Here is a 24,616-nt window from a genome sequence, read left to right on the forward strand (position 1 = left end):
TCATCGGGTACGCCGCTGTCAGTGCCCCGGCCCGCCCGGGATCCATCGGCGAGCCCGTCCGGCTAGTTTGCGAGGTGTTTCCCGATGACCGACCCGACCGTGATCGTCCACGCGGACGCGGACATCCAGACGCAGGCCGTCGCCGCGCGCCTGATCGTCAAGATCATCGACGCGCAGGCCGCGCGCGGCACCGCCGACATCGTCCTCACCGGCGGCCGCGGCGCCGCCAAGATCTACCGGGCGATCGCGTCCTCCCCCGCCGCCACCGCCATCGACTGGTCCCGCGTCGACCTGTGGTGGGGCGACGAGCGCTTCCTCCCGCTCGGCCACGCCGACCGCAACGAGACCCAGGCCCGCGAGGCGCTGCTCGACGCGCTCCCGCTCGACCCGAAGCGCATCCACCCGATGCCGCCGTCCGACGGCCCCGACGGCGACGACGCCCGGGCCGCCGCCGCCCGCTACGCCGCCGAGTGGACCGCCGCCACCCCGCACATCGACGTGATCCTGCTCGGCGTCGGCGAGGACGGGCACGTCGCGTCGCTCTTCCCCGGGCACCCGGGACTGGCCGAGACCGGTGTCGCCGCCGGCGTCCACGACAGCCCCAAGCCGCCACCCACCCGCGTCACGCTCACCCTCCCCACGATCAACACCGCCGACGAGGTCTGGCTGATCGTCACCGGCGCCGACAAGGCCGAGCCGGTCGCCGCCGCGCTGGGCGGCGGGTCGGACCTGCCGTGCGCGCGCGTGCGGGGCACGTCCCGCACGCTGTGGCTGATCGACCGCGCGGCCGCAGCCGGAATCGGTCGATAGATCAGCGGATGTCCCGGCGCTGGTCGTCGCGCCTACGCTGCGCGCATGACCAGCGCCGAACCCTCCCTGCTGCTGGCCGTCGGCTCGCTCATCCTCGGCCTGGCGGCCTCGGTCTGCTGGACGCTCACCCGGTACCTGATCACCGCCGCGCACGAGGGCAGCCACGCGCTGTTCAATTCGGCCACCGGCGGTCGCATCGTCGACCTGCGACTGCACCGCCAGGGCGGCGGCCACGTGGACACGCTGGCCGGCAGCCTCTTCCTCACCGCGGTGTCCGGCTACCTCGGGCCGTCGCTCTTCGGCCTGGTCGGCGCGACCATGCTGGCACACGGCATCACCCCGGACGCGGTGCTCTGGACGTGCCTCGTCCTCCTGATCATCATCCTCGTCCAGGTGAAGAACCCCTTCGGCTTCTTCATCGTCGGCCTCTACGGCACGCTGTTCTTCCTCCTCGCCCGCTACGGCTCGCCCGGGGTCCGCGCGCTGGGGGCGTACACGCTGATCTGGTTCCTGCTCCTCGGCGGCGTGATCCACACCGCGCTCGGCAACCTGCGCGCGGGCGACTCCGTCAACCTGCGCAAGGCCACCTACATCCCGGTCGGGTTCTGGGGCGCGTTCTGGTGGCTGGCGACGCTGGCAGCGCTGATCTACGGCGGTGGCGTCCTGTTCGGAATCATCGATCCGGTCTTCCGGCGCGAGCCCTGAGCACCACCTCTTCCGTCGACAGCGGGCTCGCCGGGTGGTGGGTGAGGCAGAGCGGCGTGCGCAGCTTGCGAGGTGGGGCGCCCTCCGCCGCCAGGTAGAACTCGCCGCTGGTCAGCCGCGCGATGTCGGGCACGTCGCCGCCCTTGGCCTTGGCCATCTCGCGGGCGGTGTCCATCTGGATCGGGCTGTTCAGCCGCCCGTAGAGCTGCGTGGCCGAGTTGCCGGGGATCTGGTTGTGCAGGCCCTTCGGCGACTGCGTCGCGAAGATCAGGCCGAGGCCGTACTTGCGGGCCTGGGAGACCAGCGCGAGCGTGCTGCGCGTGCAGGGCGTCATGCCGCTGGACGGCGCCAGGTTCTGCGCCTCATCCATGATCAGTAGCCCACCGAGCGGCCGGTCACCGGCCGGGTTCCGCTTGATCCAGGCGAACAGCGCCATCTGCAACTGGTTGACGAAGCTCTGCCGCATCTCGTCGCCGCCCAGCCCGACCATGCTGATCACCGACACCCGCGCGCGCTTGCCCGGCGCCGGCGTGAGCAGCATGCCCGGGTCCATCGCGGTACCGGCGCCGCCGAACAGCGGGTCGTTGTACTTCGCGGCGGTCAGCGACTGGGCCAGCCCGTTCGCGATCTTCGCCGCGTCGTCCAGCTCGATGATGTCCTCCGGGAAGTCGGACAGCGTGTCGATCAGACCCTGGAGGCGGTTGCCGCCCTGCCGCCCGTAGTGCTCGATCGCCCGGCGCAGCACCGCGAGCTGCAGGTTCGCCTTCACCCCGCGCCCGCTCAGCGCCCGCGGCTCCAGCGACGCGACCGCGGACTCGACCGCCTCGTTGAACTCGTCCGGGTCGTCCCGCACGCCCGTGAAGTCCGGCAGCGCCTGGAACACCAGCGGGCGCCCGGCGTCGCGCCGCGGCGTCCAGACCACCACGTCCGTGTGGGCCAGGTAGTCGGCCGCCTTCGCCGCGTCGCCGGTGCCCCACGCGGCGGGCTCCTCCGGCCACGCGTCGCCCAGCCGGGCCAGGTCGTTGTTCAGGTCCAGCACGATCGAGGACACGCCCCGCAGGGCGCACTCCTCCACGATCCGCCGGATCAGCACGGTCTTCCCGGAACCCGAGCCCGCGAAGATCGTCATGTGCTTCCGCAGCGCCTCCAGCCGCAGCGACACGGCGGTTCCGGACCCGTACCCGTGCCCGATCACGAACTCCGCGGAACCCGCGGCGGCGTCCGGAACCGACTGCCGCGGAATCCGGCCGACCGCCGGCGCGGAGCGCTGATCCGCACCGCCGGCGTCCTCCTGCGGGGCGGTGCCGGTCGCGGACCGGCCGGGATTCCACGGCGGCGCCGGGGCCGGGTCGCCGAACATCGTGGCCCGCTCGTTCGCCGGACCGGTGCGGTCGGCGAACACGGCGGCGCGGTCACCCGCCGCGGCGGCCCGGTCGCCGGACGCGGGTGGCGGGCCGTCGAACGCGGTCGCGCGGTTGGCGGGCGGCGCCGGCCGCCCCGCCGGCACGGCGACGCGCTCCGGCAGCCAGGCGTCCGCGTCGGCGAGCGCGGCCTGGAACACCGCGACGCTGCGGGTCGGGCGGCGGGCGGCCAGCCAGGCCCGCAACCCGGCGGACGGGTCCTGGAACATCATCCGCAGCGCGAACAGGATGCGCAGGTCCTCGTCGTCCAGCGGCAGCCGCACGCCGCCGTCCTTGGCGAACGCGGCCACCGCCTCGCGCATCTTCGGCCCGCCGGTCAGCTCCGTGTTGCGGAGCACGAACAGCTTGCGCTTCGGTACGCGATGGTCGAGCCCCGCGGCCGTGCACGCCTTGCGCAGCCGGGCCAGCGCCGCGTTCCCGTGGTGGCCGTCGCTGATCGCCCGGAAGCACCAGTGCACCTGGTCCTCCCGCTCCTCGTCCACGGTCAGCCGCAGGCGCGCGTGCAGCGACGGCCGCGAACTGGGCGGCGGGTCGAGGCTGAACCGCTCCCCCGCCTCGCCGCGCTCGGTGATCCAGGCGTGCAGCCCGGCCGCGAGCAGCGCCGGGATCTCCACGTCCTCCCGCGCGCCGGACAGCGGCCCGGTCACGTCCGCCACCCGCTTGAACTCCACGAACCGCGCGTCGAACCGGTCCAGCTCCCCGATCGCCACGTCCGGCACCGGCACCTCGACCCGGGGCGCCGCCGGCCCGCCGAGCCGGGTCAGCTCGCGCACCTCGCCGGCGAGCAGGCAGGCGCGCACGTGCGCGTCGATCTCGATCAGCAGTTGGCGCGGCGTGAAGTCGCCGACGTCCGCGAACGCCTGCTCGCTCACCGGCCACGTCGGGTACGGCGGCCGGAACCCGATCTCCTCGAACCGGACCGCGAACCGCTTCTCGACGATCTCCCGCCCCAGCCGGTCGTCCTTGATCGTGCTGAGGATCGGGGAGAGCCGGAAGCGGCTGCCCACCGAGGCCGTCGCCTTGGTCCGGACCAGCGTCCAGGTCGCCGGGATGCAGGAGACCACGGTCAGCGTGCGGCGGGTCCGCTCACGCAGCGTCATCAGGCCACCCGCGATCTGCTCCAGCGCGGCCGACTCCGCCGGGTCGAGGGACTGGGCGGCGGCGCCCACGCCGGTACCCGCCGACTGCGCGATCAGCGTGTCGATCTGGTCGACCGCGATCACGGTCGGGCCGGTCAGCGCCAGCAGCCGGGAGAGCTCCTGGACGATCTCCTCCGACGTCTTCGGCATCCGGCGCATGCCCCACGCCGCGCGCTCCCCCGGCGCGCCCTCGTCCAGCAGCGCGAAGAAGCCGTCCGCCAGGTCCTGGTGCAGCACGTCGTCGGACGCGCTCAACGCCAGCGCCCGGGCGGTGTCCTGGCTGTTCCGGCCCACGTACGGGTCGTACGCCGAGAGGCCCTGGATGAACGCGTCCAGCGTCTCGCGGGTCAGCTCCGTCTCGCCCATGAACGCGCGCCGGGCCAGCCGGGGCGCGCCGACCTTCGAGGAGAGCCGGCGCAGCAGCAGTTGCAGCTGGGTCTCGCTGCCCGGGATCGGCCGCGCCAGGCCGTCCAGCATGGAGGCCAGCACGCTGTCCCAGAATCCCTTCGAGTCGAGCAGGCTGACCAGGAAGAAGTAGCCGCCGAGCTGAGACGTGTGCTGGCGGACCCAGCCCAGCATGTGGGTCTTGCCGGAGCCGGGCGGCCCCTGCAGCACCACGCCGATCGGGCTGCTCTCCCGGCTCCTGTCCGCCTCGGCGATCCCCTCCACCACGTTCTGCACCACCGTGGGGTGCAGCCCGTCCACGTGGAACCGCGACGGGCGCCAGACGTCGTCCGGCACCCGGGCCCAGTCGAAGTTGAGCGCCTGCAGGGCGGCCCGCTCCTCCTCGGTCATCACACTCCGATCGCCAGCAGGTGCTTGTCCTGACCGCCGCTGCGCACCGCCGCGTCGATCTCGGCGGCGGTGAGCGTCTTCTGGTTGTCCTCCGGCGCCAGGTGCACGCCGTCCTCGCGGGAGAGCCGCTTGAGCGCCTCGTCCAGCTCCGCACGCGGCACGTCGGCGAAGTGCGGCCGCAGCGTCGCCAGGCTCACCCAGGCACCGCGGTCACTCGCCAGCGACGCGTAGACCTCCCGGATTCGCTCCGTCAGGCCGTCCGCCCGCGCCGGCTCGGCCCGTTGCGCCGGCACCACCGAGCCCTGCGCGAGCGCCTCGCCGAACGTCTGGAACTGGGTCTTCGGCAGCACCCGGTCCCGCATCGCCGCGTGGAACGCGGACAGCGCGGCGCCCAGCACGCGCGGCGTGGACCGCGGGAAGTGCAGGTCGCCCTCCATCAGCGCCCAGCCCTTGTCGCCGAGCGCGTGCACGAGGATCCGGCCCTCCTTGCGGCTCTCCAGATAGCCGAGCCGGTTGAGCTTGTCCCGGCTCGGCTTCTTCAGCTCGACCCCGAAGTCCTTCACCAGCTCGGTGTTGGGGATCTCCCGCGCCTCGGACATGAGCAGGATGAGCAGCGCGCTCTCGCTGGCGGTGAGGCTGTCGGTCATGGTTGGTGCCCTCTCAGGTGGTCGTGTCGTCGTTGGTGGATGAAGGAGCCGATCTGGCGTACGACCGCCTCGACGTCGTGGCGTACCCGCGCGTTGGTGAATCGCAGGACGGCGAAGCCGTCGAGCTGAAGCTGCACGTCCCGCTGCCGGTCGGCCTCGAACCGCTCCGGCCGGCAGTGCTCCGGCCCGTCGATCTCCACGACGCAGCGCTCGTCCCGCCACAGCAGGTCCAGCCGCACGGGGCTGGCCAGCGCGTGCGACTGGTACGTCTGATTCCAGGCGCGCCCGGCCGCCCACGGGTGCCGGGCCAGCGCGGCCTCCAGCGCCGCCTCGGACGCGCTGCGCGGGTGCGGGCGCCCGGCGACCGGCGCGATCGCGGCGTCCGCCGGTGCCGACGGCAGCCGGGCCACGCTCAGCCGGTCGACCGTGCGCAGCGGCGCACCGCACAGCCACACGCCGATGCCGGCGCGGTCCGCCAGCCACTCCGCGCCGGACACCACCGCGCGTTCCCCGGCCGCGCCCAGGCCGTCCGGCAGCCGGATCAGCAGCACCAGCCGCGCACGGCCCAGCCCGTCCGCGACCGCGCGGGCCAGGCCCCGGGCCCGGATCTCCACGGCGAAACGGCGCCGTGCCGGTACGCCGGACAGCGCCGCCGCGGCCAGATCCGCCAGGAACGGCCCGAAGTGGACGGTGCGCGCCGCGTGCTCGGCCGCGAGCGCGCGGACCGCCGCGAGCCCGGCGCCACCGGGCGTGTCCAGGTGCTCCGCGCCCGGCAGCCACGCCGGGAACAGGCCGGTCGCGGCCGTCTCCAGCTCGTCCAGGGCCGCCGCGACGACGCCGTCGACCCGGTGCGCGGCGCGCAGCCGGTGGCCGAGCACCGCGGGCAGGTCCGGTCCGCCGCGCGCGGCGAGCAGCGCGATCCGGTCCGGGTCGCCGCCGCGCACCTGCACGACCCGGTCGACCGGCAGCGCGGTGAGCATCACGGTGCGCCCTCCGCGTCCGTGCCGTCCGGGTTGATGCCGAAGACGCGCAGCAGGTGCAGCGTCTCGCGGTCGGTCTCCTCGCGCGCGGTGAGCAGCGCCAGGTAGCGGTCGATCGCGCCGGGCGTGCCCGCGTTCACCTCGGCCAGCAGTGCGTCCGCGGCGCCGAGGTCGAACAGCAGCGCGGTGAGTTCTCGGGCGGCGTCGTCGTCGCCGGCGTCGACCCGGGCGCGCAGCGCGTCCGCCTGGCGGGCCGCGGCCTCGGTCTGGCCGGACGCGCCGTCGGACATCAGCTTGTTGTAGCGGCGGGCGGCGGCCTCGTCGCGCTCCGCGCGCGCCTTCAGCTCGGCGGTCCGGCCGTGCACCGCGAGCAGGTCGGCGAGCTGTTCCGCGGCGTACCGGTGGCCGCGGTCGGCGCGCTCCCGCAGCTCGTGCAGCGCGCCCCGGTCGACTAGCAGGTCGACCAGTTCCTCGGCGGCCAGCGCGTCACCGGCGTCCGCGCGCTCGCGCAGCGTGGCGGCGCGCCCGGCGTCGGTGAGCAGTTCGTCGAGCGCGTCCGCCGCGTACGGACGGAGCCGGTCGGCACGGCTTCTCAGCTCGCACAGTTCGGCGTGGCGGTCGCGCAGCGCGGATGCCGGGCTGACCGCCATCCGGCGGACCAGCACGTCGATCGCCTCGTCCAGCCGGTCCTGCCGGGCGAGCAGCGCGGCGAGGTCGAGCGTGGCCAGGTCGTTGCGCTCCGGGAGGCGGCGCAGCGCGGCCTCCGCGTACCGGTAGCGCATGCGGGACTGCGCGGCGACCGCGAGCCGGCGCAGGTCGTCCGGGTTTGTCACGTGGCGCAGCAGCGCGTTCCACAGGCTGGGCGGCGGGCAGCTGGTGCGGTGGACGCGCCGGATGTGCTGGGCGAGGAAGTCGGCTATCACGTAACCGTCGAGCGCGCCCGCGCGCCGGGCGTACGGCGCGAGCGCGGTGACGCCGCCCTTGAGCTTGGTGGTGGCGTGCGGCAGTGCCTCGCTGAGCCAGGACTCGGGCGGTGCCGCGCGGTCGCTGTGGCCGAGGTAGCCCTCGATCGCCTCGCGGAGCAGCGCCTCCGGCAGCGGTGATCCGACGCCGAGCCGGCGCGCGTCGGCCGCCGCGGTGATCACGGCCTGGGCGTACGGGTTCGGCGCGTGCTCCCACCACTTGACCAGCGCGGGCGCGCCGGCGAGTGCCTGCGGCAGCCCGGTCCCGCCGCCGGACTCCAGCGCCTCCCGGATGCGGTTGTCCGTGGCGGCCAGGGCCATGGCGGTCTCCCGCTCGCGGTCGGAGAGCGCCGCGTGCACGTCGATCACGATGGCGGAGTCGAGCAGTTGCCGGTCGTGCAGGTACTTGTCGGGGCCGGCCGGGCGGCGCAGCGCGGTGCGCGGCAGGTACTCCTCCGACCAGAGCGTCCCGACGATGATCATCCCGGCCCGGCGCAGCCCGTCCAGCACCGCGCGGGTCAGCGGCGGGTCGGCGCCGAGGAAGTTCTGCAGCTCGTCCAGCCACAGCACGGTCCGCTCGGTGGGCGCCTCGTAGGCGCGGATCACCTCGCGGGTGCCGGCCGGTTGCAGCAGCCACCAGTCCGGCACCACGGCGAGGACCGCCTCGTAGAGCGAGCGCGTCTTCCCGGTCGACGAGCCGCCGACCATCAGCACGAAGCAGCCCTCGTCCACGCCCTTCGCGATGTGTGCGCGGAGTTCGTCGTCGAAGTCGCGGCCGACATAGGCCGGCAGTTCGCTGGCGGATTCGCCGGCGCGGATCGACGCGTGGATGCCGAGCGTGCGGGGTGCGGCGTCGCGGCATCGTCCCGCGTTCTCCGGGCCGGTGCCGGCGGCGGCGTCCAGGCGCCGCCACACCTCGCGCACCCGGTCGCGCGCGCCGTCGTGGATCGGCCAGGCCGCCAGCAGCCGTTCCAGCAGCGCCCTCCGGACCGGGCGGCGACCGCTCAGGGCGTCGGTGACCGCGCCGCGCCGCAATTCCCGGTCGCCCGGCCGGTGCCGGCCCGCCTCCGCCTCTTCCAGATCGGCGAAGCTCATTCCGGTGCCCTGGTGGATCAGGCTCAGCCAGACCGCGAAATCCGGCCAGGTGCGGATCTCGGGAAGATCAGCATTGGCGGAGAACAGCGTGCTCAACCCCTCGGTCGCGGGCCGGGATTCCGGGACAGCCTAGAAGCACGCGGGTACGGAATCCATAGACGCCGCGGGGTGGGCCCGATCGGGTGTGGAGGGTCCGCCGAACGGCCAATCCGTTCCGGGTGAATGGGACCGGGAAATGATCGTCCACACGCTACTCGCGGGATTCGCATAACGGTGGAATAGCGCGGACCAACGGCCCGCAACCGGGGACCTCCGGCCCTGATCGACAACGCGCGCGGCGGGACATGCTTGATCACGCAGCCGCGGCCGGAGCCACCGGCCGGGAAGCCCGAGGGAGAAACGCGATGCATGCGACCAGCCAGTCCACCGTTCTCGCACCGGCTCGCCTGCGCGGCGGCTTCGGCGCCTACCGCGGCACCACCGGCCGCACCCGCCGTAACCCGGCGGTCCCGGTGCCGGGCCCGCGCTCGGCCGCCGCGCCCGCCCCGGCCGAGCCGGACGCCGACTGGTTCGTCCACCCGTTCGTCGACTGACGCCGCGGACGTTTTCCCACCCCCGAGGAGCCCGAGTGGTCAGCCGGCCGCGGCTGGGTGACCACTCAGGCCTTTTCCTGCCCACCGCGACACCGGCAGGGAGGCCGGCCACGGCCGACCGGTGCCCGCGGGAGCATGCGGGAAGCGCCCGGCCGGAAGCGGGAAGATGAAAAGGGTTTTCTAGACCTCGCCGCGCCGGGCCCGGACGGCCGCTAGCGCCTCGGCGAGGATGGCCTCGCCGTCCTCGGGCGAGCGACGCTCCTTCACGTAGGCGAGGTGCGTCTTGTACGGCTCGGCCCGCGCCGGTCCGGGCGGGTTCTCCCGGTCGCGGCCGGCCGGCTGCCCGCACCGCGGGCAGTCCCAGGACTCCGGCGCCGGCGCGTCCGCGGCGAGCAGCAGTTCCGTGGTGTGGCCGTTGCCGCACCAGTAGCTGACGGGGACGCGCGGCGCGGGTTCGCTTCTCTCGGTGGGGCGCACGGGGCTGGAGCCCACGCGGGTGCCTCGGATAGCGCTGCCGTTCGGCACGGTCTCGCTCCTCTGTCCGTTGGGGATTCGGTGGAAGCGGTTACGGTCCTGGCCGGCGGTCTCACCGGTTTCGGACAATAAAAACTCTGCGCCTGGTCCCGAGGACGGGGACCAAGCGCAGAGTGTACGACTATGAATGCGTTTCAGGCACCGTCGACGGCCAGTTTCAGCCAGAAGCCGAGGCCCACGATGCAAGCGAACCACACGATTCCGACCAGAACGGTATAGCGGTCGAGGTTCTTCTCCGCCACGGACGAACCGGCCAGGCTGGAGGTCACGCCGCCGCCGAACATGCTGGACATGCCGCCACCCTTGCCCCGGTGGAGCAGGATCAGCATGGTCAGAATGGCGCTGGTGATGATCAGCAACACGATCAACGTGTAGGCGAACCAGATCGGCATGATCGGGTCGTTCCTCTCTTCGGGCGGGGCCGTCGACAAGGATAGCGGGCGGTCGAAGTCGCGGTCACGCGGGGCACGCGGAAGGGGGCCCGGTAGTGGGCCCCCTTCTTCGGAACCGCGTCAGCGGGCGACGTGTTCCGGGAAGCGAACGATCTGCACGAACTGCTCGGCGTCGATGCTCGCGCCGCCGACCAGAGCGCCGTCCACGTCCGGCTGCGCCATGATCTGGGCGACGTTGTTCGCCTTGACCGAGCCGCCGTAGAGCACGCGGACCGTGGCCGCGGTCTCCTCGCCGTACTTCTTCGCCAGGCGGGCGCGGATGTCGCCGCACACCTCCTGCGCGTCCTCCGGCGTGGCGGTCTTGCCGGTGCCGATCGCCCAGACCGGCTCGTACGCGATGACGATCTTCTCGACCTCGGCGGCGGTGAAGCCGTCGAGCCCGGCCTCCAGCTGGTCGGCGCAGTGGGCGATGTGCCCGCCGGCCTCGCGCACGTCGAGGCCCTCGCCGATGCAGAGGATCGGGGTCAGGTCGTTGGCCAGCGCGGCCTTCGCCTTCGCGTTGACCAGCGCGTCCGACTCGCCGTGGTACTCACGGCGCTCGGAGTGACCGACCACCACGTAGGTGCAGCCGAGCTTCGCCAGCATGGCACCGGAGATCTCGCCGGTGTACGCGCCGGACTTGTGCGCCGAGATGTCCTGCGCACCGTAGCCGATCAGCAGCTTGTCCCCGTCGACCGCGGTCTGCACGGTGCGGATGTCGGTGAACGGCGGGAGCACCACGGTCTCCACGTCGGTCAGCTGCTTCTCGGTGAGCCCGGCGGCCAGCTTCTGGACGAGAAGGTTCGCCTCGAAGTGGTTGAGGTTCATCTTCCAGTTGCCGGCCATCAGCGGCCGGCGCGACGAGGTCGCCATCACTTCTCCAAAGCGGCGATGCCGGGGAGGGTCTTGCCCTCCAGGTACTCCAGGGAGGCGCCGCCACCGGTGGAGATGTGGCCGAAGGCCGCCTCGTCCAGGCCGAGCGTGCGCACGGCCGCGGCCGAGTCGCCGCCGCCGACCACGGTGAAGCCGTCGACCTTGGTGATGGCCTCGGCGACGCCCCGGGTGCCGGCCGCGAACGGCGCCAGCTCGAAGACGCCCATCGGGCCGTTCCAGAAGACGGTCTTCGCCTTGGCGATCTCGCCGGAGAACAGCGCGACCGACTCGGGCCCGATGTCGAGGCCCAGGCGATCAGCGGGAATCCCGTCAGCGGGAACGACGTCGTGATCGGCGTCAGCGGCGAAGGAGGAGGCCGCCACCACGTCCACCGGCAGCACGATGCGATCGCCGGCACGCGCCAGCAGGTCGCGGCAGGTGTCGACCATCTCGTCCTGGAGCAGCGACTTCCCGACCTCGTGGCCCTGGGCCTTGAGGAACGTGAAGCACATGCCGCCGCCGATGAGCAGCTTGTCCACCTGCGGCAGCAGCGCCTCGATCACGGCCAGCTTGTCGCTGACCTTCGAGCCGCCGAGCACCACCACGTACGGCTTCTCCGGCGAGGTGACCTTCTTCAGCACCTCGACCTCGCGCTGAACCAGCCCGCCCGCGTAGTGCGGGAGCAGGGCCGGCACGTCGTAGACGCTGGCGTGCTTGCGGTGCACCGCACCGAAGCCGTCGCCCACGTAGACGTCCGCGAACGCGGCCAGCTTCGCCGCGAAGGCCTGGCGCGCGGCCTCGTCCTTGCTGGTCTCGCCCTCGTTAAAACGCAGGTTCTCCAGCAGCAGGACGTGCCCGTCCTCCAGCGCGGCGACCGCGGTCTCCGCACCGGGGCCGACCGTGTCCTCCGCGTAGACGACGGCGGAGCCGAGCAGCTCACGGAGCCGCTCCGCGACCGGCGCGAGCGTGAACGCGGGGTCCGGCGCGCCCTTGGGACGGCCGAGGTGGGACATGACGATGACGCGGGCGCCCGCGTCGCGGAGCGCGACGATGGTCGGCAGCACCGCGCGGATGCGGCCGTCGTCGCTGATCACGCGCGGGTCGGAGTCCTTCTCGAACGGGACGTTCAGGTCGGCGCGCACGAGCACGCGCCGACCCGAGACACCCTCGCCGAGCAGGTCGTCGAGAGTCTTCACGGTCGTCGTCCCTTACAGGGAGGCGCCGACGTACTTGACCAGGTCGACGAGGCGGTTCGAGTAGCCCCACTCGTTGTCGTACCAGCCGACGACCTTGACCTGGGTGCCACCGATGACCTTGGTCAGCGGCGCGTCGAAGATGCAGGACGCCGGGTCGGTGACGATGTCGGCGGAGACGATCGGGTCCTCGCTGTAGGACAGGTAGCCCTTGAGCGCGCCCTCGGACGCGGCCTTGACCGCGGCGTTGACCTCCTCGACCGTGGTCTCACGGGAGGCGACGAAGGTCAGGTCGGTGGCGGAGCCGGTCGGGATCGGCACGCGGACCGCGAAGCCGTCCAGCTTGCCCTTGAGCTCCGGCAGGACCAGGCCGATCGCCTTGGCGGCGCCGGTCGAGGTCGGCACCAGGTTCAGCGCGGCGGCGCGGGCGCGACGCAGGTCGCTGTGCGGGCCGTCCTGCAGGTTCTGGTCCTGGGTGTACGCGTGGATCGTGGTCATCAGGCCGTGCTCGATGCCGATCGCGTCGTTGATCGCCTTGGCCATCGGGGCGAGGCAGTTCGTGGTGCAGGACGCGTTCGAGATCACGGTGTGCGACGCCGGGTCGTACTTGTCGTGGTTCACGCCCATGACGACCGTGACGTCCTCGTTCTTCGCCGGAGCGGAGATGATGACCTTCTTCGCGCCGGCCTCGACGTGCGCCTTGGCCTTGGTGGCGTCGGTGAAGAAGCCGGTCGACTCGATGACGATGTCGGCGCCGACGGCGTCCCAGGCGAGCTTGCTCGGGTCGCGCTCGGCGGAGGCGCGGAACGTGTTGCCACCGACGGTGATCTCGGTGTCGGTCGCCTTGACCTCCTGGCCGATGCGGCCCAGGATGCTGTCGTACTTCAGCAGGTGAGCGAGCGTCTTGTTGTCGGTGAGGTCGTTCACCCCGACGATCTGCACGTCGGCACCGGACGCGAGCACCGCCCGGAAGAAGTTACGGCCGATCCGGCCGAAGCCGTTGATACCAACCCGGATGGTCACAGGTCCGTCTCCTCGCGATCTGGCCCGCCGTGGGTTACTCAGCGGCGGACACGTGTGCCGACCGTTTTCCGCAGCCGGCCGCCATTGTGGTGGTACCGGAGAGCCCCGCCGCGGTTGCGCAAGAGACCGAACCACGACGAGGGTTGAACCGGTTTGCCGGCCCCGTCGCCGTACGCTGCGAACACTATCTGAGTTGTTGCGGTGCCGTTGCGGCGGGGCTAAGGAACCCATCGTCTCCGCTCGCACGCCGGTCTACCAGGGCACTTCGGCCCCTCCACGGCACCCGGGAACCATTCGGAAAGGCATCGGAGGGTACGGCCGGCGACCGTACCCTCCGTACACGGCGGTCAGCAGGCGAGCATCTCCGGGGTGACCGCCGCCTCGGTGTCCGGTATTCCCAGATCACGCGCGCGCTTGTCGGCCAGCGCGAGCAGCCGCCGGATGCGCCCGGCGATCGCGTCCTTGGTCAGCGGCGGGTCGGCGAGCGCGCCCAACTCCTCCAGCGACGCCTGCCGGTGCTGAAGCCGCAGGTGACCGGCGGAGGTCAGGTGGTTCGGCGCGTCCTCCGCGAGGATCTCCAGCGCGCGGGTGACGCGCGCGGCGGCCGCGACCGCGGCGCGGGCGGAACGGCGCAGGTTCGCGTCGTCGAAGTTCGCCAGCCGGTTCGCCGTGGCGCGGACCTCGCGGCGGACCCGGCGCTCCTCCCAGGAGAGCACGCTGGAGTGCGCGCCGATCCGGGTGAGCAGCGCGGCGATCGCGTCACCGTCCTTGACCACCACCCGGTCCACGCCGCGCACCTCGCGCTGCTTGGCCGTTATCCCGATCCGCCGGGCCGCGCCGACCAGCGCGAGCGCCGACTCCGGGCCAGGGCAGGTGATCTCCAGCGCGCAGGAGCGGCCCGGCTCGGTGAGCGAACCGTGCGCCATGAACGCGCCGCGCCACGCCGCCACCGCGCAGCAGGCGTTGCCGGAGATCACGTGGTGCGGGAGGCCGCGCACCGGCCAGCCGCGCACGTCGAGCAGCCCGGTCTGGCGGGCCAGCGCCTCGCCGTCCTTGACCACCCGGACGATGAAGTGGCTGCCCTTGCGCAGGCCTCCGGAGGCGAGCACGTGCGTCTCACTGGGGTAGCCGTACACCTCGGCGATCTCCCGCCGGAGACGGCGCGCCGCGACGCCGGTGTCGAGCTCGGCCTCCACGACCACCCGGCCGGACACGATGTGCAACCCGCCCGAGAAGCGCAGGAGCGCGGTCATCTCGGCCCGCCGGCAGCACGGCTTCGCCACTTCCACGCGGCTCAGCTCGTCCTTGACGGCCGCAGTCATCGCCATATCGTCGTCACCTCGTGCACGCAATCCTTGAGTTGTATTGAGCCATTCTCAACCTGGCCTGTGGCCGGACGGCAGGGCGCCGTTCGACGGTCCGGGTGCGCCAGGTTGAAAAAAGCTCACCGTCCCAGCTCGCCTCGCCCATGGCTTAACGATCGACTTCCAGCACCGGCACCAGCGCGGCGCCGAGTGTGACCGGATCATGCCGCGGGCTGCCGTCCGGCACCGCGACGGGCGCCAGCACCAGCCGGGCACCCAGCGATTCTGCCGCACCCGCGACCGGTTCGGGGTCACCGACCGCCGCGGGATCGGCCAGTACCACGTCCGCGCAGAATCCCGGCAGGTACCACCCGAGCGCGGCCAGGTGATCGGCGGCGGAGAGGCCGAGCGTCTCCTTCTCCGCCGCGAGGTTGAGCAGCACCAGCCGCCGCGCCCGGCTGGCCAGGATGGCCGTGGCCAGCTCCGGGACCAGCAGGTGCGGGATGACGCTGGTGTACCAGCTGCCCGGCCCGAAGATCAGCCAGTCCGCCTCGGCCACGGCGGTGAGCGCCTCCGGGCAGGCGGGCGGGTCCTTGGGCAGCAGCCGGACCTGCTGCACGGTGCCGCGGGTGACCGCCACCTCGTGCTGGCCGTGCACGGTGCTCACCTCGTCCGGCGCGGCCGGGTCGGCGCCGCGCACGTCCGCCTCCAACTGCACGCCCTGCTTCGACATCGGCAGCACCCGGCCCTGCGCGCGGACCAGGCCGGCCGCGTGGTCGAGCGCGGCGATCGGGTCGCCGAGCAGCTCCATCAGGCCGCAGAGCAGCAGGTTGCCGACCGCGTGACCGGTCAGCGGGTCCTCGTCGCCGAAGCCGGCCGCGGTGAAGCGGTGCTGGAGCAGCGCGGCGGTCAGCGCCGACGTCTCATCCTCCGCGGAGAGCGCGGCCAGCGCCTGGCGCAGGTCGCCGGGCGGCAGGATGCCCCGCTCCGCGCGAAGCCGGCCGCTGGAGCCGCCGTTGTCACCCACGGTGACCACGGCGGTCAGCTCCAGATCCAGTTCCGGCCGGATCCGCCGCAGCGCCCGCAGCGACGCGCCGAGCCCGTGCCCGCCGCCGAACGCGACGACCTTCACCGTCACTCGCGCCCCAGGTCGCGGTGCTGGGCGTTGGCGGAGAGACGGGCCTCGCGCAGGCGGGAGGCGAGCTCCTCGCTGATCGCGACGCTGCGGTGCTTGCCGCCGGTGCAGCCGACCGCGACGGTCAGGTAGCGCTTGCCCTCGCGCTCGAAACCGGACGCGGTGGCCGCGATCAGCGACGCGTACGACCCGACGAAGTCGAGCGCGCCGTCCTGGCCCAGCACGTACGAACTGACCGCCTCGTCCCGGCCGGTGAAGTCGCGCAGCTCGGGCACCCAGTACGGATTCGGCAGGAATCGCGCGTCGAGCACGAAGTCCGCGTCCGGCGGCAGGCCGTACTTGAACCCGAAGGACAGCACGGTCACCCGCAGCCGGCGCGCGTCCTCGCCGCCGAACAGCTCCTCCACGCGCCGGCGCAGCTGGTTGACGTTGAGGTGGCTGGTGTCGATGATGACGTCGGCCTGGTCGCGCGCCTCCTCGAGCAGCTTTCGCTCGGCCGCGATGCCCTCCTCCAGCCGCCCGTCACCCTGCAGCGGGTGCGAGCGGCGGACGCTCTCGAAGCGCCGGATCAGCACCTCGTCGTCCGCGTCCACGAACACCACGCGCGGGTGGAAGCCCTTGTCGCGCAGTGCCTGGATGGCGCCGGCCAGGTCGGTGGAGAACGCGCGGCTGCGCACGTCCAGCACCATCGCGGTCTGCCGGGTGGCGCCGCCGGCCGCGAACGCCAGCTCGGCCATGTCGACCATGAGCGCCTGGGGCAGGTTGTCGACGACGTAGAAGCCGACGTTCTCCAGCGCGCGGGCCACGGTGCTGCGGCCGCCGCCGGAGACGCCGGTGACGACGACGAGGCTGGTCTCCTCGCGGGACGCGGCGTCGCCCTCCGGTCGCTGCTCGCCGTGCCGGTCGAGCCGGTCGGTCACTGTGTCCTCCGGTCGCTCGTCGTCGCGCCGATCGGTCACGACGGCCCCCTCGTGGTCGAAAGTCTGTCGGGCGCCAATCCTAGAGTTCGCCCGGTGCGGGGTGCGCGCCCGCGTCGACCTCAACATCGTGGGTGGATGCGCTGTTCCCCGGCATATCGGCCGTCTCCGGGCGGGCGGGCTCGGCCGGCTTTTCACCCGTCAGGGCGGCGATGATGGCCTCGGCCGTGCGCGGGCCGATCCCCGGCACCTCGGCGATCTCCGCCGGGGAGGCGGCCGCCAGCTTCTTCACCGAGCCGAACCGGCGCAGCAGTGCCTTGCGGCGCACCTCGCCCAGGCCCGGCACGTCGTCCAGCGCGGAGACCGTCATCCGCTTGGAGCGGCGCTGCCGGTGGAACGTGATGGCGAACCGGTGCGCCTCGTCGCGGACGCGCTGGAGCAGGTAGAGCGCCTCGGAGTTGCGCGGCAGGATGACCGGGAACTCGTCGTCCGGCAGCCACACCTCCTCCAGCCGCTTGGCCAGGCCGCAGAGCGCCACGTCCGTCACGCCCAGCTCGGCCATCACCGCGGCGACGGCCGCGACCTGCGGCGCGCCGCCGTCGACCACGATCAGATTCGGCGGGTACGCGAAGCGGCGCGGCCGCCCCGTGGTCGGGTCGATGCCGGGCAGCTCGGCCGGGACCGGCTCGCCGCGCGCGGTCAGCTCCTCGCTCAGCGCCGTCTCGCCGCCCGGGGTCAGCTCGCCGTCCGCGCCGACCTCGTCGTTCGCCACCGGCTCGCCCGCCGCGGCCCAGCCGCTCCCGCCCGCCGCGTCCGCCTCCGCTCCGGCCTGCGCGGTCTCCGACTTGAGCCGGGCGAAGCGGCGGCGCATCACCTCGGACATGGCGGAGAGGTCGTCCATGCCGCCGCCGTGCCGGTCGCCGCGCACGATGAACCGCCGGTACTCCCCCTTCCGGGGCAGCCCGTCCTCGAACACCACCATGCTGGCCACCACGTCGGTGCCCTGGATCTGGGAGACGTCGAAGCACTCGATGCGCAGCGGCGCGGTGTCCATGCCGAGCGCGTCCGCGATCTCCTCCAGCGCCTTGCCGCGCGTGGTCAGGTCGCCGGACCGCTTCAGCTTGTGCCGGGTCAGCGCCTCCGCCGCGTTGCGCGCCACGGTCTCCATCAGCGTCTTCTTGTCGCCGCGCTGCGGCACCCGGATCTGCACCCGGCTGCCGCGGTGGTCGGAGAGCCAGTCGGCGAGCGCGTCCGCGTCGTCCGGCAGCGCCGGGACCAGCAGCTCGCGCGGGACGTCCGTCTCGCCGTGCTCGGTGCCGTAGACCTGGGTGCAGAAGTGGTGGACCAGGTCGCCGAGGCTGAGCTCCTCGTTCTTCTCCACCACCCAGCCGCGCTGGCCGCGGATCCGGCCGTCGCGCACGTGGAAGACCTGGACCGCGGCCTCCAGCGGGTCGTCGGCGAACGCGACCACGTCCGCGTCGGTGCCGTCGCCGAGCACCACGGCCTGCTTCTCCAGCGCGCGGCGCAGCGCGGCGATGTCGTCGCGCAGCCGGGCGGCGAGCTCGAAGTTCAGCTCGTCGGAGGCGGCCATCATGTCCCGCTCCAGCCGCTTGACCATGGTGTCGGTCCGGCCGGCCATGAAGTCGCAGAAGTCCTCCACGATCGCGCGGTGCTCGTCCGCGCTGACCTGGCCGGTGCACGGCGCGGAGCACTTGCCGATGTAGCCGAGCAGGCAGGGGCGGCCGACCTGGCCGGCGCGCTTGAACACGCCGGTGGAGCAGGTGCGGGCCGGGAAGACGCGCAGCAGCAGGTCGAGCGTCTCCCGGATGGCCCAGGCGTGCGAATACGGCCCGAAGTAGCGCACGCCCTTGCGCTTGGCGCCGCGCATCACCTGCAGTCGCGGGTACTCCTCGTCCAGCGTGACGGCGAGGAACGGGTACGACTTGTCGTCCCGGTATTTCACGTTGAAGCGCGGGTCGAACTGCTTGATCCAGGTGAACTCGAGCTGGAGCGCCTCGACCTCGCTGCCCACCGTCACCCAGTCCACCGAGCCGGCCGTGGTGACCATCTGCTGGGTGCGCGGGTGCAGCGTGAACGTGTCGGCGAAGTACGAATTGAGCCGGCTGCGCAGGCTCTTCGCCTTGCCGACGTAGATCACCCGCCCGGTCGGGTCGCGGAACCGGTAGACACCGGGCGACTCGGGAATGGTCCCCGGGGCGGGGCGGTAGGTCGACGGATCGGGCACTCGTCCAGCCTAATCCGGGGGTACGACAGGCGGCCCCGGCGGCCGGGTGCGCGGGCACCCGGCCGCCGCGGGACGTGGTGTCAGGCGAGCGTGATCGACTCACCCTCGACGGTGATCTGCTTCTCCTCCAGCGGCTGGCGCGCCGGGCCGGAGGTCGGCGAGCCGTCCTCGATCGAGAACAGGCTGTTGTGGCACTTGCAGACGATGGAGCCACCGTCCACGCTGCTCACCGGGCAGCCCTGGTGGGTGCAGATGTTGCTGAAGCACTTGAACGTGCCCGCGGTCGGCTGCGTGACGACGACCTGCTGCTCCGCGAAGATCACACCACCCTGGACCGGGATGTCGCTGGTCTTGGTGAGCGCGTTGGCCGCCGCGTCGCCGCCGGTGGTGGGTGCGCTGCTCGACGCGCCACCGGTCGCCGAGGGGGCGCCGGTGGTCGGGTCGGCCCCGGCCCCCGAGCTCGTGCCCGGCGAGTCGGAATCGGTGCCGCACGCCGCCAGCGCGGTGACCGCACCCACGGAGCCGACGCCGGCCAGCAGCGTCCGGCGCGACGTTCCGGCCTCGAGCACCTGCTCGTTCTTCATGCTGTGAACCCTCCTGTTAGCCCGCGGAGCGCCCGCCGGTGTGGCGGGGCGCGCCCACGTCCATGGACACGGGTGGCGGGCCCGGCCGGTTCAGGAAAGATCCGGCCGAGCCGCCCCACGTCCGTTACTCACGGTAGAGAACAAGCCTGTGTGTAACGGATGAACCCGGGCACGGTTCGCTGACAGAGGGTGTACCGCTACCGGCTGGCCGTGACCTTGGCTCGACTAGTGCGAGCCTTCGTGGCCGCGGCCGGTTTCACCGAGTTGACCTTTTCTCCGTTCGCCTTGGCGGCGCGCGCGACCGCCTCCTTCGCGCCGGCCGGCTCGCCTTCCAGGCCGAGCATCGGGCGCAGGAACCGGCCGGTGTGGCTCTCCGGCACCTCGGCCAACTCCTCCGGCGTGCCGATGGCGAGGACGGCGCCGCCGCGGTGACCGCCCTCCGGGCCCATGTCGATCAGCCAGTCGGAAGACTTGATCACGTCCAGGTTGTGCTCGATCACGATGACCGTGTTGCCCTTGTCGACCAGGCCCTCCAGGACCAGCAGCAGCTTGCGGATGTCCTCGAAGTGCAGGCCGGTGGTGGGCTCGTCCAGCACGTACACCGTGCGGCCGTTGGAGCGTTTCTGCAGCTCGGAGGCGAGCTTGACGCGCTGCGCCTCGCCACCGGAGAGGGTCGGCGCGGGCTGGCCCAGCCGGACGTAGCCGAGACCCACCTCGACCAGCGTCTTCATGTGCCGGTGGATGGCCGGGATCGCCTCGAAGAAGGTGGCGGCCTCCTCGATCGGCATCTCCAGCACCTCGGAGATCGTCTTGCCCTTGTAGTGCACCTCCAGCGTCTCGCGGTTGTAGCGCGCGCCCTTGCAGACCTCGCACGGGACGTACACGTCCGGCAGGAAGTTCATCTCGATCTTGATGGTGCCGTCGCCCGCGCAGTTCTCGCAGCGGCCGCCCTTGACGTTGAACGAGAACCGGCCCGGCCCGTAGCCGCGCACCTTCGCCTCGGTGGTCTCCGCGAACAGCTTGCGGATGTTGTCGAAGACTCCGGTGTACGTCGCCGGGTTCGACCGCGGGGTGCGGCCGATCGGCGACTGGTCCACGCCGACCACCTTGTCCACCAGGTCCAGGCCGGAGACGCGCGAGTGCCGGCCGGGCACCAGCTTCGCCCCGTTGATCTGGTTGGCCAGCACCTTGTAGAGGATGTCGTTGACCAGGCTGGACTTGCCGGAGCCGCTGACGCCGGTGACCGAGATCAGCTGCCCGAGCGGGAACGGCACGGTCACGCCGCGCAGATTGTTCTCCCGGGCGCTCTGGACGACCAGTTCCCGATCGGGGGTACGCGGGCGGCGCACCATCGGCGTCGGGATCTTCTTCCGGCCGGCCAGGTACGCCCCGGTGGCGGACTCCTTGTTCTTCAGCAGCCCCGCGTACGGCCCGCTGTGCACCACCCGGCCGCCGTGCTCGCCCGCGCCGGGGCCGATGTCGACGATCCAGTCCGCGGTGCGGATCGTGTCCTCGTCGTGCTCGACCACGATCAGCGTGTTGCCCAGCTTCTTCAGCCTGACCAGCGTCTCGATCAGCCGGTGGTTGTCCCGCTGGTGCAGGCCGATCGACGGCTCGTCCAGCACGTAGAGCACGCCGACCAGGCCGGAGCCGATCTGGGTGGCCAGCCGGATGCGCTGCGCCTCGCCGCCGGAGAGCGTGCCGGCCGGCCGGTCCAGCGACAGGTAGTCCAGGCCCACGTCGACCAGGAACCGCAGCCGCGCGTTGATCTCCTTGAGCACGCGCTCGGCGATCATCTTCTGCCGGTCGGTCAGCTCCATCTCGCCGAGGAAGTCCGCGCACTCGCCGATCGAGAGGTTGCAGACCTCCGCGATGCTCTTGTCGTTCAGCGTGACGGCCAGCACCTCGGGCTTGAGGCGGGCGCCGTGGCAGGTGCCGCACGGCACGTCCCGCATGTAGCCCTCGTACTTCTCCCGGGACCAGTCCGACTCGGTGTCCGCGTGGCGCCGCTCGATCCACTGCATGACGCCCTCGAAGCCGGTGTAGTACGACCGGTCGCGGCCGTACCGGTTCCGGTACTTGACGTGCACCTGGTCCTCGGAGCCGAACAGGATCGTCTTCTGCGCCCGGGACGACAGCTTGCGCCACGGGGTGTCCAGCGTGAAGTGCTCCTGCTCGCCGAGCGCCTCCAGCAGCCGCAGGAAGTACTCCTGGGTCTGGCCGCCGGACCACGGCTGCACCGCGCCGTCGCGCAGCGTGCGCTCGGTGTCCGGGATGACCAGCTCCGGGTCGATCTCCTTCTTCGTGCCGAGGCCGGTGCACTCGGGACAGGCGCCGTACGGCGCGTTGAACGAGAAGACCCGGGGCTCCAGGTCCTCGATCGCCAGGGGGTGCTCGTTCGGGCAGGCGAGGTGCTCGGAGAAGAGGCGCTCGCGGTCCGGATCGTCCTCCGGCTGGTCGACGAACTCGAAGATGACCAGGCCGCCGGAGAGGCCGAGCGCGGCCTCGACCGAGTCGGTGAGCCGCTGCTTGGTGCTCGCCTTCACGCTGAGGCGGTCGATGACCACCTCGATGGTGTGCTTCTCCTGCTTCTTCAGCTTCGGCGGCTCGGTCAGCGGGTAGACCACGCCGTCCACCCGGGCCCGCGCGTAGCCCTTGGTCTGCAGCTCGGCGAAGAGATCGACGTACTCACCCTTGCGGCCGCGGATCACCGGCGAGAGCACCATGAACCGGGTGCCCTCCTCCATCGCGAGCACCCGGTCGACGATCTGCTGCGGGGACTGCTTGGAGATCAGCTCGCCGCAGACCGGGCAGTGCGGCACGCCGGCCCGGGCGAAGAGGAGACGGAGGTAGTCGTACACCTCGGTGATGGTGCCGACGGTCGAGCGCGGGTTGCGCGACGTCGACTTCTGGTCGATCGACACCGCGGGCGAGAGGCCCTCGATGAAGTCGACGTCCGGCTTGTCCATCTGGCCGAGGAACTGCCGCGCGTACGACGACAGCGACTCCACGTAGCGCCGCTGGCCCTCCGCGAAGATGGTGTCGAACGCGAGGCTGGACTTGCCCGACCCGGAGAGGCCGGTGAAGACGATCATCGCGTCGCGTGGCAGATCAAGGGAGACGTCGCGGAGGTTGTGCTCACGCGCGCCACGAATGATCAGTCGGTCGGTCACAGCCCGCCCACTTCCCAGCTCAAAAATGTCATATCTGTGGTCTGTGTCACATCGGGCCGGTCAACGGCCCGGGATGTTCCAACGCCCGCTCCCCCGGTTGAACTCCCGCTTCCCCGATCGGGGTACTAACAGCAGGTCAGACCGCAGACGAGCGCCGCAGGCGACTGTAACCGGGGGGTCTGACATTTTTCGGCGGCGACGGTCAGACCGGCAGGTCCGACACCTCCCACACCCAGGCCCCGCCGACCAGCCGCGGCTCCCGGCCCAGCAGGTCCGTCACCGTGGCGCGCAGCGGCGCCGCCTGCGGGTGCCGCTCCCCCAGCACCAGCGCACCGGCCCTCCAGTATTTCAGGTCGGCCAGCGCGGCCGACCGGTCGGCCGGGGTCACCACCGGCGCGCGGCCGGACCGGACGATCTCGTACAGGATGTCCGAGGTGCGGCGCGCCGGCGCGTTCCACGTGCCGGTGGGGTCCGTCTCACCGTTCGTCGGGCCCATGAAGTAGCCGCGCGGCACCGGCGCGTCCAGCGCGGAGAACGCCGCCATCCGCATGCCCTCGCGGCCCACCGTCACCTCCGGCGGCGGCACCGGGACCAGCGAGCGCCCCTCCGGCACGAACTCGCGCCACCGGCCGGACGTGATCAGCTCCGGCATCGGCGTGGCCGGCGCGGTGACCAGCGGCTTCGGCGCGACCGGGATCAGCGCCACCGCGACCGCGACCCACCAGATCAGCGCGCGCCGCGGGGCCCGGTCGCGGGCGGGCACCCGGTCGGCCGCGACGGCCAGCAGGAACGCGCACGCCCACACCACCACCATGGTGAACCGAGTGGTGGTGATCAGGTTGATCAGCGGCAGATGACTGACGAAGAACAGCGGCATCGGCACGCCGGTGTCGGTGCCACCGACCACCAGCGTCGGGCCGGACCCGATGATCACGAAGACCAGCCCGGTGATCACGACCGCGCGCATCGCCCTGATCCGCCAGGTCAGCACCGCGCACACCACCAGCAGCACGACCAGCGGCAGCCCGAAGAAGCTGTTGTCCTCGGTGGCGCTGACGCTCAGCGACTCGGCCAGCGCGGTGTCACCGGCGATCGACTGCCGCGCGTAGACCAGGTACGACGCGAGGTCGGTGACGTAGACGTCCGGCTCGAACGGCAGGCCGCGGTAGTGCTGGCGGCCGAGGAACTGCTGGAACAGCGGGTACGCGAGCAGCACGCCCGAGGTGCCGGCCGCCACCGCGAGCCCCTTGATGCCCGGAATCGCATATGACGTGAAATCCGCCCGGTGCATCAGCACCCAGCAGATCGTGAAGATCGCGCAGGCCAGCGCCACGAAGAGCAGGATCTCCTCGTTCACGAAGACCTGGGCGGTGATCAGCAGGCCGAGGATCACGCCGTTCCGCACGGACCGGCCGGGCTCGCGCAGCACGGCGACGCGCCAGAACAGGAACGGCACCAGGATCAGCACCGTGAAGTTGATGTGCCCGTTCGCGTGGGAGATCATCGCGGGCGCGAAGCCGGCCCACAGCCCGCCGGCGAACGCGGCGCTCCGCGTGCGCACGAAGTGCCGGCCGAGCACCCAGTACCAGGCCGCGGCCGTGCCGCCCAGCCCGATCGTGAGCAGCAGCGCCAGCGACACGCCCGGCCCCAGCCAGTGCGTGATCGGCGAGACCGGGACGCCGAGCGCCAGGATCGACGTGTTGGCCATCATGTTGATGCCGTCGGGGAAGTTCAGCCGGTCGGTGAAGAACGGGTTCTCCCCGTGGAAGACCGCGCGCTCCGCGTGCGCCAGCACGAAGAGGAAGAAGCCGTGATCGTCCTCGTTCGCCCGGAGGACGCGGCCGTCCGGGTCGGCCCACAGGCGCGACATGACCAGCACCGCCAGCGCCGGGTAGACGACGCCGGCTATCGCGTCCCACACCCACGGGGCTCGACGCCGGCCGGCGGGCTGTGGTGTCGCCTCCTCGGGCGCGCTCTCCAGGACTCGCACCCGCGCATCATGCCAGAACCCGCCCGTGGCGTCCCTGTCGCTACGCTGGGCCCGGAACCGATCATCG

At 72.2% G+C, this 24,616-nt stretch carries 19 protein-coding genes; 3 read left to right on the top strand and 16 right to left on the bottom strand.

The features are described 5' to 3' along the window. Nucleotides 1-84 precede the first annotated feature (84 nt). A complete protein-coding gene (pgl, locus tag J2S41_RS23820) occupies nt 85-810 on the top strand; it encodes a 6-phosphogluconolactonase (protein WP_310370646.1) in 726 nt (241 codons plus the stop codon). A 45-nt stretch (nt 811-855) separates the two neighbouring features. After that, the gene (locus J2S41_RS23825) at nt 856-1,515 is read left to right on the top strand and encodes a M50 family metallopeptidase (protein ID WP_310370648.1); all 660 of its coding nucleotides are present in this window, start codon (nt 856-858) and stop codon (nt 1,513-1,515) included. Here J2S41_RS23825 and J2S41_RS23830 read toward each other — a convergent pair. From J2S41_RS23830 to J2S41_RS23845, 4 genes are read right to left on the bottom strand one after another with little or no spacing between them, the layout of a single operon-like run. Further along, on the bottom strand, nt 1,484-4,870 hold the full coding sequence (locus J2S41_RS23830; RefSeq protein ID WP_310370649.1) for an ATP-binding protein: 3,387 nt from the start codon (nt 4,868-4,870) through the stop codon (nt 1,484-1,486). The genes J2S41_RS23825 and J2S41_RS23830 overlap by 32 nt on opposite strands. Beyond that, the gene (locus J2S41_RS23835; protein WP_310370651.1) at nt 4,870-5,517 is read right to left on the bottom strand and encodes a hypothetical protein; all 648 of its coding nucleotides are present in this window, start codon (nt 5,515-5,517) and stop codon (nt 4,870-4,872) included. Before J2S41_RS23835 ends, J2S41_RS23830 begins: the two co-directional genes overlap by 1 nt. Continuing rightward, nucleotides 5,514-6,497: a DUF559 domain-containing protein gene (locus tag J2S41_RS23840; RefSeq protein WP_310376483.1), complete on the bottom strand. Its 984-nt coding sequence runs from the start codon at nt 6,495-6,497 to the stop codon at nt 5,514-5,516. The genes J2S41_RS23835 and J2S41_RS23840 overlap by 4 nt, the downstream gene beginning before the upstream one ends. Continuing rightward, complete coding sequence (locus J2S41_RS23845; RefSeq protein ID WP_310370652.1) at nt 6,497-8,650, bottom strand: hypothetical protein; 2,154 nt, start codon at nt 8,648-8,650, stop codon at nt 6,497-6,499. The genes J2S41_RS23840 and J2S41_RS23845 overlap by 1 nt, the downstream gene beginning before the upstream one ends. 308 nt (nt 8,651-8,958) lie before the next feature. On the opposite strand from J2S41_RS23845, the gene J2S41_RS23850 reads away from it, so the two are divergent. Then, nucleotides 8,959-9,147: a hypothetical protein gene (locus J2S41_RS23850; protein WP_310370654.1), complete on the top strand. Its 189-nt coding sequence runs from the start codon at nt 8,959-8,961 to the stop codon at nt 9,145-9,147. A 180-nt stretch (nt 9,148-9,327) separates the two neighbouring features. Here the strand turns inward: J2S41_RS23850 and J2S41_RS23855 are convergent, their stop codons facing one another. The 12 genes from J2S41_RS23855 to J2S41_RS23910 all read right to left on the bottom strand — a co-directional run bounded on the left by J2S41_RS23855 (nt 9,328) and on the right by J2S41_RS23910 (nt 24,549). Further along, nucleotides 9,328-9,672, bottom strand: coding sequence for an RNA polymerase-binding protein RbpA (locus J2S41_RS23855; RefSeq protein WP_310370656.1), 345 nt, complete (start codon nt 9,670-9,672; stop codon nt 9,328-9,330). Nucleotides 9,673-9,815: 143 nt separating this feature from the next. Further along, a complete protein-coding gene (gene secG / locus J2S41_RS23860) occupies nt 9,816-10,073 on the bottom strand; it encodes a preprotein translocase subunit SecG (protein ID WP_310370657.1) in 258 nt (85 codons plus the stop codon). A gap of 120 nt (nt 10,074-10,193) precedes the next feature. Continuing rightward, complete coding sequence (tpiA, locus tag J2S41_RS23865) at nt 10,194-10,985, bottom strand: triose-phosphate isomerase (protein WP_310370659.1); 792 nt, start codon at nt 10,983-10,985, stop codon at nt 10,194-10,196. Further along, the gene (locus J2S41_RS23870; RefSeq protein WP_310370660.1) at nt 10,985-12,181 is read right to left on the bottom strand and encodes a phosphoglycerate kinase; all 1,197 of its coding nucleotides are present in this window, start codon (nt 12,179-12,181) and stop codon (nt 10,985-10,987) included. Before J2S41_RS23870 ends, tpiA begins: the two co-directional genes overlap by 1 nt. A 12-nt stretch (nt 12,182-12,193) precedes the next feature. After that, nucleotides 12,194-13,201: a type I glyceraldehyde-3-phosphate dehydrogenase gene (gene gap, locus J2S41_RS23875; RefSeq protein ID WP_310370662.1), complete on the bottom strand. Its 1,008-nt coding sequence runs from the start codon at nt 13,199-13,201 to the stop codon at nt 12,194-12,196. 347 nt (nt 13,202-13,548) lie between these two features. Beyond that, nucleotides 13,549-14,529 (bottom strand): DNA-binding protein WhiA, encoded by a 981-nt coding sequence (gene whiA, locus J2S41_RS23880; protein WP_310370663.1) that lies wholly within the window; start codon nt 14,527-14,529, stop codon nt 13,549-13,551. 145 nt (nt 14,530-14,674) lie between these two features. Then, nucleotides 14,675-15,643 carry a gluconeogenesis factor YvcK family protein gene (locus J2S41_RS23885; protein ID WP_310370664.1) on the bottom strand — a complete coding sequence of 323 codons (969 nt, stop codon included), beginning with the start codon at nt 15,641-15,643 and terminating at the stop codon, nt 14,675-14,677. Beyond that, nucleotides 15,640-16,599 (bottom strand): RNase adapter RapZ, encoded by a 960-nt coding sequence (rapZ, locus tag J2S41_RS23890; RefSeq protein WP_310370666.1) that lies wholly within the window; start codon nt 16,597-16,599, stop codon nt 15,640-15,642. Before rapZ ends, J2S41_RS23885 begins: the two co-directional genes overlap by 4 nt. 40 nt (nt 16,600-16,639) lie before the next feature. After that, nucleotides 16,640-18,802: an excinuclease ABC subunit UvrC gene (gene uvrC, locus J2S41_RS23895; protein WP_310370668.1), complete on the bottom strand. Its 2,163-nt coding sequence runs from the start codon at nt 18,800-18,802 to the stop codon at nt 16,640-16,642. An 80-nt stretch (nt 18,803-18,882) separates the two neighbouring features. Then, entirely contained in the window at nt 18,883-19,386 is a 504-nt protein-coding gene (locus J2S41_RS23900) for a Rieske (2Fe-2S) protein (RefSeq protein ID WP_310370670.1), read from the bottom strand. Nucleotides 19,387-19,583: 197 nt separating this feature from the next. Beyond that, a complete protein-coding gene (gene uvrA, locus J2S41_RS23905) occupies nt 19,584-22,559 on the bottom strand; it encodes an excinuclease ABC subunit UvrA (RefSeq protein WP_310370672.1) in 2,976 nt (991 codons plus the stop codon). A gap of 202 nt (nt 22,560-22,761) precedes the next feature. Next, nucleotides 22,762-24,549 carry a glycosyltransferase family protein gene (locus J2S41_RS23910; protein WP_310370674.1) on the bottom strand — a complete coding sequence of 596 codons (1,788 nt, stop codon included), beginning with the start codon at nt 24,547-24,549 and terminating at the stop codon, nt 22,762-22,764. Nucleotides 24,550-24,616 lie beyond the last annotated feature (67 nt).

This window comes from Catenuloplanes atrovinosus (assembly GCF_031458235.1).
GTDB classification, from domain to species: domain Bacteria; phylum Actinomycetota; class Actinomycetes; order Mycobacteriales; family Micromonosporaceae; genus Catenuloplanes; species Catenuloplanes atrovinosus.

Coding starts and splice junctions, on each gene's coding strand:
- pgl (WP_310370646.1), top strand. CDS start 85: ATGACCGACCCGACCGTGATCGTCCACGCGGACGCGGACATCCAGACG.
- J2S41_RS23825 (WP_310370648.1), top strand. CDS start 856: ATGACCAGCGCCGAACCCTCCCTGCTGCTGGCCGTCGGCTCGCTCATC.
- J2S41_RS23830 (WP_310370649.1), bottom strand. CDS start 4,870: ATGACCGAGGAGGAGCGGGCCGCCCTGCAGGCGCTCAACTTCGACTGG.
- J2S41_RS23835 (WP_310370651.1), bottom strand. CDS start 5,517: ATGACCGACAGCCTCACCGCCAGCGAGAGCGCGCTGCTCATCCTGCTC.
- J2S41_RS23840 (WP_310376483.1), bottom strand. CDS start 6,497: ATGCTCACCGCGCTGCCGGTCGACCGGGTCGTGCAGGTGCGCGGCGGC.
- J2S41_RS23850 (WP_310370654.1), top strand. CDS start 8,959: ATGCATGCGACCAGCCAGTCCACCGTTCTCGCACCGGCTCGCCTGCGC.
- secG (WP_310370657.1), bottom strand. CDS start 10,073: ATGCCGATCTGGTTCGCCTACACGTTGATCGTGTTGCTGATCATCACC.
- tpiA (WP_310370659.1), bottom strand. CDS start 10,985: ATGGCGACCTCGTCGCGCCGGCCGCTGATGGCCGGCAACTGGAAGATG.
- whiA (WP_310370663.1), bottom strand. CDS start 14,529: ATGGCGATGACTGCGGCCGTCAAGGACGAGCTGAGCCGCGTGGAAGTG.
- J2S41_RS23900 (WP_310370670.1), bottom strand. CDS start 19,386: ATGAAGAACGAGCAGGTGCTCGAGGCCGGAACGTCGCGCCGGACGCTG.